This is a genomic window from Labrenzia sp. PO1 (assembly GCF_012273635.1).
Lineage (GTDB): Bacteria > Pseudomonadota > Alphaproteobacteria > Rhizobiales > Stappiaceae > Roseibium > Roseibium algicola.
Window position 1 is genome coordinate 184,839 of sequence record NZ_JAAXCR010000006.1, and the last position, 12,810, is coordinate 197,648.

Sequence of the window (12,810 nt, forward strand, 5' to 3'; positions counted from 1 at the left end):
GAAGCCGCCTTAACGTGGGTTGTTATTCGGCCGGGGTTTCGGCCAACTTCGCTTCATAGCTCTCAAGGACGGTCAAGCTTTCGTCCTTGTTCTTGGTTTGAACGCCCGCATACTCTGCGGCCATGGCCTGAAGCGTCTTCCAATGGGCATCGCGCCACCCTTCAGGCAACGGCTTGCCGTGGTCCGGCGCGATTGCAGCGGCTTTTGCCTTCTGCTTTGCGTTCCAGTCGGCCGAGATTGTGTCGCTCAGCTTTTCCCGGCGCGTCTGGTCAAGGGATTTGCCCTTGTCGAAACGCTCTTTGTAATCAGACGCGTGGTTCTTCTGCAGCCGGGCAAGGTGCTCTCTCCGGCGCTGCTCGATTTCATCCATGTGAAAACCCTCTTTGCAAAGAGAAAGGGCGGCAAAAGCCGCCCTGTTCTCAGTCCTCAGTGTTGCCCGTCGAACGCGTTAGATGTTCACCTTGAGGCAGGCGAACTTGACGTTTTTGCGTTCATACTTCCGGTTCCAGTTGGTCGCATTGCGAAGCTCCGCCAGGGTTGCGCCTTGCGACTTGGTAAGGGAGGCGGCCGTGAAGTCCATTCCAGCCGGGTGGATCAGCTCAAAGCGGCGAGTGGTCAGGTAATCCGCCCCGCCGCCGTCGCCGATATCCGGGTCACGGGTGATTTCCGTTCCCTCGTTGCCGTAGATCGTCGGACGGCTCGGCACTTCGTCAATGTGCATGAAGGCACCCGGTGCGAACAGAAAGCACGAGTATTCATCCGAGTTGGCGCCGGCAACAACCGGCATCATTTCGGAATGAATGACCATCATGCCGGCGTAATAGGGCACCTCGAAAGGCGCTTCGGACGGCTTCTTGAACTCGATCTTTTCGTCGTCCAGAAGCGTGCCGTAGACGAAGCTGTGCATGGCGATCACGCGCAGGTCGTCCAGATTTTCGCCCATTGTCAGCCGGGCGCGGTTAATCGCCTGGTAGCTGACCCGGTTGGCGGCCGTCGGAGAGCCAACGTCGGAGTAGATGGAATAAACCATGTCCCCGCCGTCGTTTGCCGCGTTGTCGGCAATGACGCCTTGAGCAGTGGCAATAATGCGCTCTTCCTTGCGGCGCCCCCAATAAGAACTGATCCGCTCTGCAACACGGTTCATTGCGCTGTCGCCCCGACCCGTAGCCGCATAGCTGGCAACCGTCTTGGCGCCGTGCTTTTTGGCCAGGCGGTGCTTGTAGGCCTTCATGTCGCTGGCCGTGATCTTGCTCACGCCGATCTTGTTGTCACTGTCGTCAATGACGGTCGGCTCCGTGTCGTCCAGATCTTCCCAATACGGGACCTCGATCTGATTTCCGCCGGAGGTAAAGCGCTGTGCGATTTCAGGCGCCGGACCAGCCAGGATGCCGGAGTTTTCGAGCATGATCAGTTTGGCCGGCTTGTTTTCAGCCATGTAAGGCGTGAAGACGCGCGGTACCACGATGTCAGAAATTGCAGTCGTCATTTGCTACCCTTTCGAGAGATTGCGAGATTAGAGGCCGAAGGAAGCCGGGTTGCGGCCAGCAGCTTCAATCAACTGCTTTGCGCGCGCCGGGTTCTTATCCAGCAGCTCGGATTGTGTTTTGAGGTCGGGCTTGTCCTTGTCGAACGGATTGGAACCGTTGCCGCCTTCGCCCAGATCGCTAAGACCGTCTTCAGAAAAGGCCTTGTCGTGAATGAAGGCGAGCAGCCGAACCGCCGTCGGGTCTGCCACCTGTTGATTGCCGTCGTCGTCGGGGTCCGTCAGGATGCCTTTTTCAGCAAACCAGTCGGATACGTCGATACCGGCACTCTTGAGCCCATCCCGGGCGCGGCCAGCTTTGGCAATTACATTTTTGTAGCCATCGCTTGAAGGTTCGCCGAACTCTTTCACAAGCTCCCGGTGGGCTGTCTCCACCGCTTCTGCCTGTTGCGTTGCAGCTTCAGTTGCGGACTGTTCACCGGCCGTGAACTGTTCCGCCATTTTGCCCACCCACTTGTCATGCAGCACTTGAGCCGCCGACGGGTGCAGGCCTGCTTCCTGAAACCAAGACCCGGCCTCTTTGGCAAAGTCCTGATCGTAGGGAAAGTTTTCCGGCAGGTTGCCAGGCATCGAGAACTGATAGCCGTCTTTCGGCGTCCAGCCGGCCGAAACCTGACTGTAGAACTCGGCCCGCTGTTCCGGGGTGGCGTTTTCACCCGGGAGCGCAACCGATCCGCTCAGCTTGTCTTGCAAAGACCGATAGCCCTCAAAGACGCCGTCAACACCCTGCCACCCGTTTTCCGTGGCAATGGTGCGGTTGTCGTCGTTCAGCGTGGCGAGGAATGCCGCAGCATCGCCGCCACCTTCACCGCCTGCACCGCCTTCCGGTGTGCCGCCAGCCCCGGGGGCACCTTCAGGAGTGAACACGGGCAAATTCCGGAAGCCCGGGCCGGAGCCCTGCAGCATCACCCTTGCACCGCTCACAAATGCTCCACCGCTGGTTTTGATAAACATCGTCAAAAGTCCTCTTCATGTTTGAAGTCTGGCAGGGTTTCCAGCCGGGCCGCCTCCTGCAATGCGGCGTGTTCTTCCGGCGGAATACGGATCATCGATAGGATGCGGGCGAACATGGCTTTGCGGCCGTCCACATAACCGCTTTGCCGCGTGTCCAGCGCAACCGGCGGCGCCTGGTACATGCCGCACTCTGCCGCCAGATCGGCGAGAACCATTTCACCCTCAGGGCACAAAAAAACGGACCGATAGGCCCGCTCAATTTCTTTCCCACGATGTTTGCGTTGTGGCGCTCGACGCCGAAGGCTAAGCCACGCCATTGCCACCGCCCCCTTGTTGCTGCAGAGCACTCAGAAGCGGGGCACCGTCCTTTGCCATACGCGCCACGCTTTCACCGGCCGCAAGTTGCTCTTGCTGCTGTTCGCGTTCGGCGCGTTGTTTCCGGATCGCCTCGACCTCTTCCGGCGTGCGCTTGAGTTTGGCCGGCAGGCCGAGCGAACGGCGCGTCAAGTCAAACTCTTCTTCATTGTCGACCAGATCCAAGACCGACGGGTCCATGTTGGCCTTGACGCCCAGGTACTCGTTAAAGCCCATGATTGCCTCAAAGTGACCGGCTTCCCGCATCTGATCGATTGGCGCGGTGCTGGTCAGCGTCACTTCACTTTCGGCCAGAGCTTCCGGCGGTTCCAGCGGCGAGCCCGGATCGAAAGCCCCACGGCGGCCGAGAATGCCGATTTCACGGTCAAACAGGTTTTCGTTGCCTGCCATCACGTTGGTTGAGAAAGGCCCGATCATGTCGGCCATTTCCTTGCGACGTATGTTGGCCTCTGTCGCGGTGCGGCCGTTCCCTTCAAGCAACGTCTGCCAGAGGTCGCCATAGAGCCCAACCCTCAGCTTTTCGCGGATGTTCTCAATTTGCGTGTCGGCCGCACCTGGGTTCACCGTGTCAATCATCGGCCGGAACAGCGGGCGGCCCTGTTCATCGATCAGCCCGGGATTTATCCGGCCCGGGTTTAGATCTAGCTGACGCTCTTGCGCATGGGTGGCAATGGGCGGCCGCACAGCCTGACCACTGGCAATCAAGGCGTCACGGGCAAGGCTCTGAAGACTTTTGATGTCTCCCATAAGCTTTGCCTGCGGAGGCGACCCGTAGGGCGAAAGCCCGTCCCTCTCCCATCGGCTTATGACCAAGGGATATTCGAAGAAGCCGGACCGGCGGCAGATATGCTTAGTCTCTTCCTCGAAATGGATGCTCTCATACCTTGAGCGCTGAACGTCGTGCGCGTCCTTATAACCGCCGTCACGCTTAAAGCAGGCATGCACAAAGACGTGCTCATTTGCCTTGCGCTTCGGGTCTTCCGCATCGGCCTGCACATTGTCGGAAACCTTGCCGCCGTAGAGCTTCATTGCCTGCCAGGCTTTGAGCTTGCGAACCCTGAAGAACCCGCAATCATTGCCCTGCGCGTCGACAATGAGAAACATTTCATAGAGCGGCACATATCGATAGTGGATCGGCGTCCGCAAGTCGGCCAAGTTGTCTTCATTCTCGACCGGATAGAGGACGCCAGTCCCGAGCTTTATGGTCGAAAGCAGACGCGAACGGTTGCCCAGGGCGAAACCGGACCGGCCGGAATAGCGGACCCGAAACAGGTGGTCGCGGATCTTTTCGAAGAACTCTTCTTCTGCCTGCGATGGTTCGGGGGCGAACGGATCGCCATAGCCTACACCGTGCCAATGGAAGCCCTCGGGCATCGTCAGCGACCCGACACCCGAAGCCAGCCGGTCGAGCAGCCAAACGGCCGTCGGATCGTAAAGCTTGCGGGACCGTTCCCGGGCAGCAGACTGGCGAAGCGCCGACATGCCATCCCGCGCAGTCACGCCGCTGGCAGTGTTGAACGCCCGTTCCATGTCCGGCGCCGTGTACGTGACGTACTCTTGCCAGTCGTTTTCGTAGAAAAGACGGTCTGATCGGGCTGCCTGAAGCTCCTGCTTCAGATCATCAACAATATTCATTGAGTTTTCCCCAGGTTAGATGCGGACGGTCTAGACCCTGTAAGTTCACCCCGGCTTGACCCATCCAGGTCATCACCGCACAGTGCGCAGCAGCAGCAGTCACACCTCTTTTTTTTGCTGAGAGGTGTAGGAAATGAAGGTCGATCTAAATTACATCGCCGGACTGCTGTTAATCCTTGCATTGGTTTGGATTGCCGCCGAATACGAGCGAGACTTAGAAATGGTCGGGCTACGGTTCACCGAACCCAGAAGCGAGGGCCACATGCCCCTAAGCCCGCCCCAGAAGAGTAACGCCAGGCCGTGAAGCGCTTCCGAAGTCGGAGACACCCAATGGACTCGTGAGCGTGGTTGCCTTGGTGCTGTAGGCAGCGGCACGACGGCGCCGGCTGTTTTCCTGCAGGTTCTTTGTTTGCCGCTGCGGATCAGGCTCACGCGGCGGCGGTGGCGTTGGTTCCGGTTCGGGCTGCTTCTTGCCGCCACCTCCAAACATACACATGCTTTCACCTCTTCCAGTTAGTGTTTCAGGCGTTGCGAACAGCAAAACCTCTGATTGCTTCGATCAGAACCTGTGCTACACAAAGTAGGTAGCTTCTCGTTCTACCGAGATTCTGCCAAACAACTGAAAAGCTTGGACAATAGACACACAATGAAACGCAGCTTGGGGATTTTGGCCGTTCTGTTTCTGACCGGATGCCAATCAGCAAACATCGGGATGGCCTACAAACAGGGCGTGTCTCAAGCAAAACGCCTATCGGACATCGATTCATGTAGAATTCAGGCGCTAAAAGCCGTACCGCCATCATCCCAAACTACTGTAATCCCCGGCACCTACACTCCAGGCTATTCGTACTGCACCGCCTACTATTGCGAAACAACACCAGGCTACTCGTCTCCAACGACCGTCTACACGACAGACCCGAACGCCTCTTTGCGCGACCGGCAAAAAGTCCAATGCCTTCGCAATAAAGGATATAAGTTCGTGGAAGTGCCGCGCTGCCGGTCGAAGGAAGAGAAAGACAAGTTCATCGACTTGAACCAGCTTCCTCCTGCAAACCAAATCGCCTGCGCTGTCGATTTTGGAGAAGAGCCGGAGCTCTAACCCATCCGTAGACACAAAAGTCTTCCCCATTGCGGCCGTAGGACCGCAGCAGGCCTTCACGTTTTGCGCCGAGGGCTTCAATCCACCCGTGTGCAATGTCGTGTTCTGTGTGCGTAATCACCTGCAACCGGCGGCAATCACGCTCGATAATCGGCCGAATGCTGGTCAGGTGCCGCGTGATCATCGGGACGCAGCGGCGAAAGCGATGTGTTCCGAAGGCCCAGGCTTGCCAGTGTTCCGGATCGAAGGCCGCCGCATGGCTGAAACCGTAGGCCGCAGCCGGTTGCCCGTCGTACCAGACAGACCAGGCCATACCGTCGACCGCCGCCCGCATGGCTGCAATCCCTAAGACGCGGCTGTCAAACCGCTCCCATAGACAGCCAATCTCTGCAAAATCCTGCGGCCGCATGTTCGCGGCAATGTAAGAGGCATCACGAACGCATAGGCCCTTGATCAGAAGTCGCCCAACGGATCGGCCAAGGGGACGCTCTGCAGCGTGCTTTGCGCCGCCCTCACCTTCTTCAGTGCTGCTTTGTCTTTCCATTCAAGCGCAATCACAACTGCGTCGGCCTCATCCGGAGACGAGCCCGTGCGGTCTTTGATTTCCTCTTTGCTTTCGATCAGGATGCGGCCGCCTCGCATTTTCCAGCGGTGCGCGGTTAGCTGCGCCTTCACTGTGGCCGAGCGCCGGATTGCCAGGCCAAGCCCGCTTTTTGGGTGCAGGGCCTCACGTAGACGCCAGTACATTTGCGCCCGCAGGTTATAAAACGGGATGCGGCTATCTTTGGCACTCTCACCCGACTGAGCGGAGAAGACGCACTTTTCTGCCGGGATATTGTTTTCCCGGGAGAGAAAGCCCACCGTGTCGCCACCCCAGCCGCCCGTGCAATCAACAACGATCAACGCGCCGTCACGCCGCTCCTTGATGATCAGTGAGCCAACATCCGCGCCGTCCTTTGTGTCGACGCCTTTGCGGATTATCGCGGTTTCAAACCGGCGGCCGTGGAGCGGTTGCAAGACCGTCTTGTCTTTGCCCCCCTGCGCCACGTCCGCCGCCAACACGTCCATAGGGGCGCCAGCGTCAACGCCATCATCGTAGCGCTGAAACGCAAGCTCTACCCACTCGGACGGGATTACCTGCCATTCATGATCCTGACGGGCCGCCATGAAATCGCCAGTCTTCAGCGCCGTGCGCATCGGTTCCGGCATCTGATCAAGCTGCGCGTCATAGTCGGCACCAAGGTACTGATTATCTTTCCGCAGAGCCGGGATGAAAGTCCGGCTTTTCGGGGTTCGGACTTCGCCTTCAATTTCGACAGGCTCCGGACCATCTACCCACACCGTGCGGATGGCGTCCCCGTCGTCAATAAAAGCGGCCCAAAGCAGCTCCCCGGGCTTCACTGTGCCGAACAGCGGGTGCAGCGGATCCAGCCAGGGCGCGAACCATTCCACGAGGAAGTCACCCTGACCACCAAGAGGCGGATTTGTGGCGATCAATCCCCGGCAACGTTGTCCCGGGCGCGTCGACCGGAGCCAACCGAGCACAAAGATGATTTTGCGCGGGTCCATCTGCGCACCCTCATCAAAGGCTTTAAGGTCATGGTCGCGCCCCTGCCAGTCCTCTTCCGCCCCCGGCAAACCCAAGTGCCCGAACTCAATTGCCCGTTCATCCGGACCGACCCACCGGGGCGGGTTGCCCGCGATCTTTCCCATTCCCGCCTTACGCATAATCGCGTTCATGCGTTCGGTCAGACCCTTCAGGGACTTCAACGACTGGCGGAAGATAGCGACCTTGTGATGTGCGAATAGCGACAGACCGGCAATCAGATCCGTTTTACCGCCACCGGCTGCGCCACCATACAGCGTCAAGTCTGCGGTGCTGAAATAGCCCTCAGTTTGCGGCCCTTTCTGCGGGCGCCAGACCTCGAATTGATCCAGCACCCCCGCCTCATCTAATTGCCGCTGAAGCTCAGAGCGAGCCGCCGAAGGCATCCCGTTGATTTTCTCAATCAGCGCTTCCAGTGCCGTCGCCATTGTCGCTTGCATCCCCACTTGTAAGCAGCGCCATAACCCCGAGCGCAATTTCTTCCGCGCTACGCGGCTTCATCTGTTCCAGTTTTTTGGCATCGTCCGGACCGCCGAGAATGCCCCAAGCCTCGACCTCAGTGCGATCTTTCCACCCTGCCCGGTTCTTCATGTTGAAAATCCAGGCGGTGGCGTTGAAGCCGGCAATTTCACCCTTGGCCCCATCCTTCCCGATCTTTTCCCATTCCAGCCGTCCACGCCTTGCGGCTTCATCCAGCTTTTCGGGTGGGAAATCTTTCGGGAACGCTTGCGCATATCGGCGGATCGTCTTCCGGTCAGCATCGGGGAAACTCTCTATTGAGTACCCCGCAGCCATGTGGTCGCAGAAGGCTCGGCAAAGCTCCTGCCGTGCTTCAGACGTCGGCCATTTCATCGCGTAGGCATTACCCTTTGGCGCGGCCATGTCTCACCTCTTCAATTTTTTGGATTTGTCAGCGGGGATGCACGGTTAGTTGTGCTTGACGGCGGCCGCAGCGAGTACAAGAGAGCGCACGGCGGAAACTATCATTGCCGGCCACTACATAGTCAGGCCCAAGGCGCTCAATCAGCTTGTCCAGTTCCAGCCATTCAGTACGTCGGCACCATTGGCAGTAGGCAGACAGCCGGTAACGGTTGTCTTTTATTTCCTGCAGTGTGGTGACAGAGATTTGTTTCATTCGTATCTAATTGTGCAAGGTGTCACTCAACAACTGTTGATGGCGATCATTTGCAGAGGTTACTCTGCCGCTCCATAAAAGTGTCGAAGGCTGTCCTAAACAATGAGAATTGGTCTGTATTGCCTACTGTTTCTCAGCAGTGTCTGGATAGCGATACTCACCGTAGGCTTTTTCAGTGGCAGTGAGTGCAATAGAACCAACGAAGCTGTTGTCCTGGCATGCTTGACCTCAAACGAAATTGGCGACTTTCTCGCAGGAGCATTTGCGCCACTAGCTTTCATTTGGCTCGCATTCGCGGTGTTTATCCAGGCACGCGAACTAAAAGCTCAACGTGAAGAACTTTCGTTAACTCGCGCGGAGATGAAACTATCACGCGAAGTAGCCGAGGACGCCAAAGAAGCAACACGAGCGCAAGCCGAAGAGGCGAGACGAAGTGGAGACTACTTCAAAAAACAAACAGAAATCCTCGAATACGAAAATCTTCTTCGGCAACAGTCTGAAGCGCGAAGGGATTATGTTTCACTTTGCGAGAGCGAAAAAAATCCTACGATCTCTCATCCATCTGTGACAATGAAGACTTTTCCTCCAAAAGTGACAGTAAACGGTAAAGAATTTAACATTTCGCCCCCCAGTGTTTTTGATGTCAACATTGGAACCAATATAGGTACTTTTAGGGAAATTTTTTCACAACTAAAAGAATCAATAGATTTCCACATTAACGACAGTAATGATCCTGACGACATACGAAAATCTATTTATGATTTGGATGAAATCGGATCTTATCACGCAGAGATATACAAAAATTACATAACAAGACTTTCAGAAGCAGATGCGAGGTCGCTTCGGATAGAAGAACGAAATGTCCAAATCAAATTACTTGGAGAGATACAAAATATAATAGAGGACCGTAGCTAATCTGATCTCTTGCCGCATGTCATTCTATTCTAAAAAAGTGCCGGGCGTTGGTCCACACCAACGTGACGCATGGTCCATGTCAAACGACCCGGCGCATGTCTCAGAAAGATGCCTTGAAGTAGCGACCCAGTATCAGGCGCAGTTCTTCAAGGTATCTCTATGGGGCTGCTTTTAGGCGCATTCTGTGAAACCTGTCCAGCTAGGCCGCTTGCCTAGAAATGCTTCCTAGGATCAGCTTTTCAGATAGCTTTTTCAGAACAACGCGGTTGCGTTTGAGCACAGTTGAGCGCTCCCACCCAAAATTTTTGCAAACTTGGGTGAATTTCCCGCCCCCGGCCTTGCACATGACCTCAAATTGCAGTGCCCGGCGTGCGTCCGGATCATCGATCAGCGCGAACCACGTCAACGCCTCTTCCGCCCGAGCAATCTCTTGAGCGCTGCAGATCCGCGACCGACGAACTTTGCGGATCATGTTTGGATCCGGCCATGCCGCCCAGGTAGTCCTTGGCCCGTCGCTCTTTCCTATGATGGCGATGACTTCGACGGCCTCGATCAGCCGCGTTAGTATCGTTTCTGATGTCATGCGTGGTCTCTCCATTTTCACAATGACCGCAACGAAACAAAGCCAGATTATTGTTGGCTTGTACAAGCTCGGCTGTTGAAAACGAGGAGACAAACGGGCTCATGGCCCACTAATCGCGCGACCCGCCGAAACCAGATTTGCAGTAATGACCTAGTGACCACCCTGCATGCCCCTGGAAGATTATAATTACCGGAGAAGCTACGAGCGAGAACAAGAGAATGTAAGCAAGAATAAAACCTGCTCCAAAATTCCCATTTGAACTATCCGCCCAATTTAACGAAAGAACTATATACAAATAAAATAATGACGTAGGAATTGTGACTATTGCTATAAAATTATTTGCAACATGAACCTCATCAACACCATCAAAAAAAGCAGCTATAAAAGAAACACAGAACACTCCCAAACAAATATAAGGAAAATATAATAAAAAGGTCTCCATATATCTTTCTCTCTTCACTATTTTCAGTGGTGCCGACGCTATACACAAGCATGTCAGGACTTCAACAACTCCGTTCCGATATCCGTTTCATTGGTCATCGCTTCTATTCTTTCACGGATGCTTTTGACCAGTTTTGCGATCAGAAAAAAACCTCTCGAATTTTCGACGGAACGGGCGTGTGAAGTACAACAAGCGCTTCTGCAGTTGCTTTAACGGAGGAACGTAAGGCGGCTCATTCAAAGATCTGGGGTAAGGCCAAGGCGGTATTCTACTGGTGTAGGCCACGCCGGTTGCCAGGCCTAAGGCGGTCAAAATTGGATCAGAAATCCGGTGATCGATATGAACATTTCCGTCTGACATGTCCGACTTGATAGACCCATCTGCGTTTGAGAACGCATCCCGATAATCAATGAATGGGCCCCCCATTTTCGACAACCTTTGATTAATGCGGTCGCGGATCGCCTTGGCGTCTTGCCTGCATTCCTCCGGGCTGTCGTAGGCCGAACAGTCGAGGAACTCCGGATTAAACGGACCAATAGACATCAAGCATATGTTGGCCCTGCAAGTTACCTTGAACTCGGTCAACGCCGCTTCGAAACGAGCGCAAAGGTTGTCCACCTCTTCAATCGTGTTCGTTTTCTTTAAGACGGCCTGTTTCTTGACGTGTACCCGGCAATCAATCTCACCAAACGATAGAACGAAAAAGTCACCTTTTTTCGGCCGGCAGTTTTTCGGAATTAGAACGCGGATACCGTCCCGCGCTGCTCGATGCATGGTGACGGGGCCAAGCCAGAATATTTTGGCCTCAGCAACACCCGCGAAATTATAAAGAGCATGGCTATCACCCAAGGCGATCAGCCTCGGCCTGATATTCTGTTTGTTCCAGCGCAAACTGGTGACCCTTCGACTAGAAAGCTGAATCAAGTTCAAGACGTTGAACTGCGTATCTACTCGCAGTCATTGAAAATCACAATTATGGGTACGTGCAAACGCAAACCCAGCCCGCTCAAGTCTGCGGTACCATTGTTTATTTTACGCACGCGGCGTTGCCAACATAGTGGCGCCCGGAGTACTTACGCCAGGCGCAAGCATGTCCGGACTTCACCAATTCCATTCCAATGTCCCTTCCGCCGACAAAGCACTGTGCCACGAAGCGCGCACCAGATTTCTTGCGCGATCGTCCATCACAAGGCGTCCCCTCGCCCACAGTCCGACATTGCACGGCATTCCCCGCAACCAATCGCTTTGTGAACAGAGTTGCTTCCCGGTATCCAGGCTGGCCACGTTCCGGCGTATCCACTCCACACAGGCGGATTTTGATCAACGGCCGGCTAAGCTGAAACGTGTCGCCATCAATCACTCTAGATACGGTGCTATTCCATTCCTCCGCTGATGCTTGAAATGAGAGAAGACAAAGAAGCATCGCGAGTATCGTTCTAATCATTCTGCGAAAATTCCATTCTTGAGCGTTAAGGATACGCCGCAATAAGAGTTGCGGTCGACCCAAAATACACGCAACCTCTCATTGAGTTGGGAGGTTGCAATGTCTATTCGCTTGTTTCTTGCATTGTTAGTTGTGGGCGCTTCAATCACGCCGACGCAATCTCAATCAGGTTGCCATCCGAGTTACGACCCATGCGTGCCCATAGCAAGTGACGTTGATTGTGCTGGTGGCAGCGGAAATGGCCCTGTCTATGTAAGGGGGCCAATCCGCGTTATTGGGCCTGACGTCTACCGCCTGGATCGGGATGGAGACGGTATCGCGTGCGAACGATAGAGTTCACGAAAGTCACTCCGCCTACAATTCGGTTGGCCCCTATCTTCTGTTAAAGTGGATGCTTGGACGCCCGAGCGTTCGGATGCAGCAGCTCAGCAACGTCTTTGTTCTGCTCTAGAAAAGTTTGCGCGTCTTCAAACGTGGCGAACCGAAGTGCTTGATCTGAATATTGCGTTATTTGATTAGCTGTAGGTCCCAACAATTTTGAATGATCGTTAATGAGGACCCATTCTTTTTCCTTCACGTTACCTACCCCTCTCATTTAAATTGGCTCAGCAATGAAATAAGGATTCTCGCCTATAGAAATCGGCAACTCACTACCGGAGCGATCGAGAAGGGACAGGCGATCCTTATCATTCTTGCGCAGCGAAGACCTCCGAATTTCTTCAAAGCTTAATGATGTGCAACAAAGTCTCTTGAGTATCTCAACGACTTCGGATTTGGACAGATCTGGTAACTTTGCACTGTAAATTTCGATGGAACTATCGAAACCTGTTATTTGCCAACCCGCCATGTTTGCCTCGCTCTTTATTGGATTTTCACACCATTAATCCGCAATACTAAATTTTCGGCCCTCCCCGTTTCAACTTACGTAACGTGTTGAATTTACATAGTGAACACACTTCAGGCAACTTTTGCGATTTCAATTTGTTCAATCTGCGAAAGAACTTCCGCGGAAAGCAAAATTCGCATCGTGACCGTTGGCGCAGCTGGATTTACTGCCTTTGAGCGTTTCAGAAGGATTT

13 protein-coding genes are annotated in these 12,810 nt (G+C 54.6%); 3 read left to right on the forward strand and 10 right to left on the reverse strand.

The features are described 5' to 3' along the window. Positions 1-22: 22 nt before the first annotated feature. The 5 genes from HCG46_RS26100 to HCG46_RS26120 all read right to left on the reverse strand — a co-directional run bounded on the left by HCG46_RS26100 (position 23) and on the right by HCG46_RS26120 (position 4,507). On the reverse strand, positions 23-370 hold the full coding sequence (locus tag HCG46_RS26100) for a hypothetical protein (RefSeq protein ID WP_168687904.1): 348 nt from the start codon (positions 368-370) through the stop codon (positions 23-25). Positions 371-448: 78 nt separating this feature from the next. Beyond that, positions 449-1,486: a hypothetical protein gene (locus tag HCG46_RS26105; RefSeq protein WP_168687905.1), complete on the reverse strand. Its 1,038-nt coding sequence runs from the start codon at positions 1,484-1,486 to the stop codon at positions 449-451. Between the two features lie 27 nt (positions 1,487-1,513). Beyond that, positions 1,514-2,497 (reverse strand): hypothetical protein, encoded by a 984-nt coding sequence (locus HCG46_RS26110; protein ID WP_168687906.1) that lies wholly within the window; start codon positions 2,495-2,497, stop codon positions 1,514-1,516. A gap of 2 nt (positions 2,498-2,499) precedes the next feature. Then, positions 2,500-2,712: a hypothetical protein gene (locus HCG46_RS26115; protein WP_168687907.1), complete on the reverse strand. Its 213-nt coding sequence runs from the start codon at positions 2,710-2,712 to the stop codon at positions 2,500-2,502. An 88-nt stretch (positions 2,713-2,800) separates the two neighbouring features. Continuing rightward, complete coding sequence (locus HCG46_RS26120; protein ID WP_168687908.1) at positions 2,801-4,507, reverse strand: portal protein; 1,707 nt, start codon at positions 4,505-4,507, stop codon at positions 2,801-2,803. Between the two features lie 646 nt (positions 4,508-5,153). Here HCG46_RS26120 and HCG46_RS26125 point away from each other — a divergent pair. Then, a complete protein-coding gene (locus HCG46_RS26125; RefSeq protein ID WP_168687909.1) occupies positions 5,154-5,606 on the forward strand; it encodes a hypothetical protein in 453 nt (150 codons plus the stop codon). A gap of 453 nt (positions 5,607-6,059) precedes the next feature. On the opposite strand, the gene HCG46_RS26130 is transcribed toward HCG46_RS26125, so the two are convergent. Then, positions 6,060-7,640 (reverse strand): terminase, encoded by a 1,581-nt coding sequence (locus HCG46_RS26130; protein ID WP_168687910.1) that lies wholly within the window; start codon positions 7,638-7,640, stop codon positions 6,060-6,062. Beyond that, on the reverse strand, positions 7,612-8,094 hold the full coding sequence (locus HCG46_RS26135) for a hypothetical protein (RefSeq protein WP_168687911.1): 483 nt from the start codon (positions 8,092-8,094) through the stop codon (positions 7,612-7,614). The genes HCG46_RS26130 and HCG46_RS26135 overlap by 29 nt, the downstream gene beginning before the upstream one ends. A gap of 355 nt (positions 8,095-8,449) precedes the next feature. Here HCG46_RS26135 and HCG46_RS26140 point away from each other — a divergent pair, with 355 nt between their 5' ends. Continuing rightward, entirely contained in the window at positions 8,450-9,262 is an 813-nt protein-coding gene (locus HCG46_RS26140; RefSeq protein ID WP_168687912.1) for a hypothetical protein, read from the forward strand. Positions 9,263-9,461: 199 nt separating this feature from the next. Here HCG46_RS26140 and HCG46_RS26145 read toward each other — a convergent pair whose 3' ends face one another. The 3 genes from HCG46_RS26145 to HCG46_RS28720 all read right to left on the reverse strand — a co-directional run bounded on the left by HCG46_RS26145 (position 9,462) and on the right by HCG46_RS28720 (position 11,731). After that, complete coding sequence (locus HCG46_RS26145) at positions 9,462-9,845, reverse strand: DUF6362 family protein (RefSeq protein ID WP_168687913.1); 384 nt, start codon at positions 9,843-9,845, stop codon at positions 9,462-9,464. 553 nt (positions 9,846-10,398) lie between these two features. Beyond that, positions 10,399-11,178, reverse strand: coding sequence for an SGNH/GDSL hydrolase family protein (locus HCG46_RS26150; protein WP_168687914.1), 780 nt, complete (start codon positions 11,176-11,178; stop codon positions 10,399-10,401). A gap of 136 nt (positions 11,179-11,314) precedes the next feature. Next, positions 11,315-11,731 carry a thermonuclease family protein gene (locus HCG46_RS28720; protein ID WP_168687915.1) on the reverse strand — a complete coding sequence of 139 codons (417 nt, stop codon included), beginning with the start codon at positions 11,729-11,731 and terminating at the stop codon, positions 11,315-11,317. A 99-nt stretch (positions 11,732-11,830) separates the two neighbouring features. Between HCG46_RS28720 and HCG46_RS28725 the strand changes: the two genes are divergently transcribed. Next, positions 11,831-12,064, forward strand: a complete 234-nt coding sequence (locus tag HCG46_RS28725) for an excalibur calcium-binding domain-containing protein (RefSeq protein WP_168687916.1) — start codon at positions 11,831-11,833, stop codon at positions 12,062-12,064. Positions 12,065-12,810 lie beyond the last annotated feature (746 nt).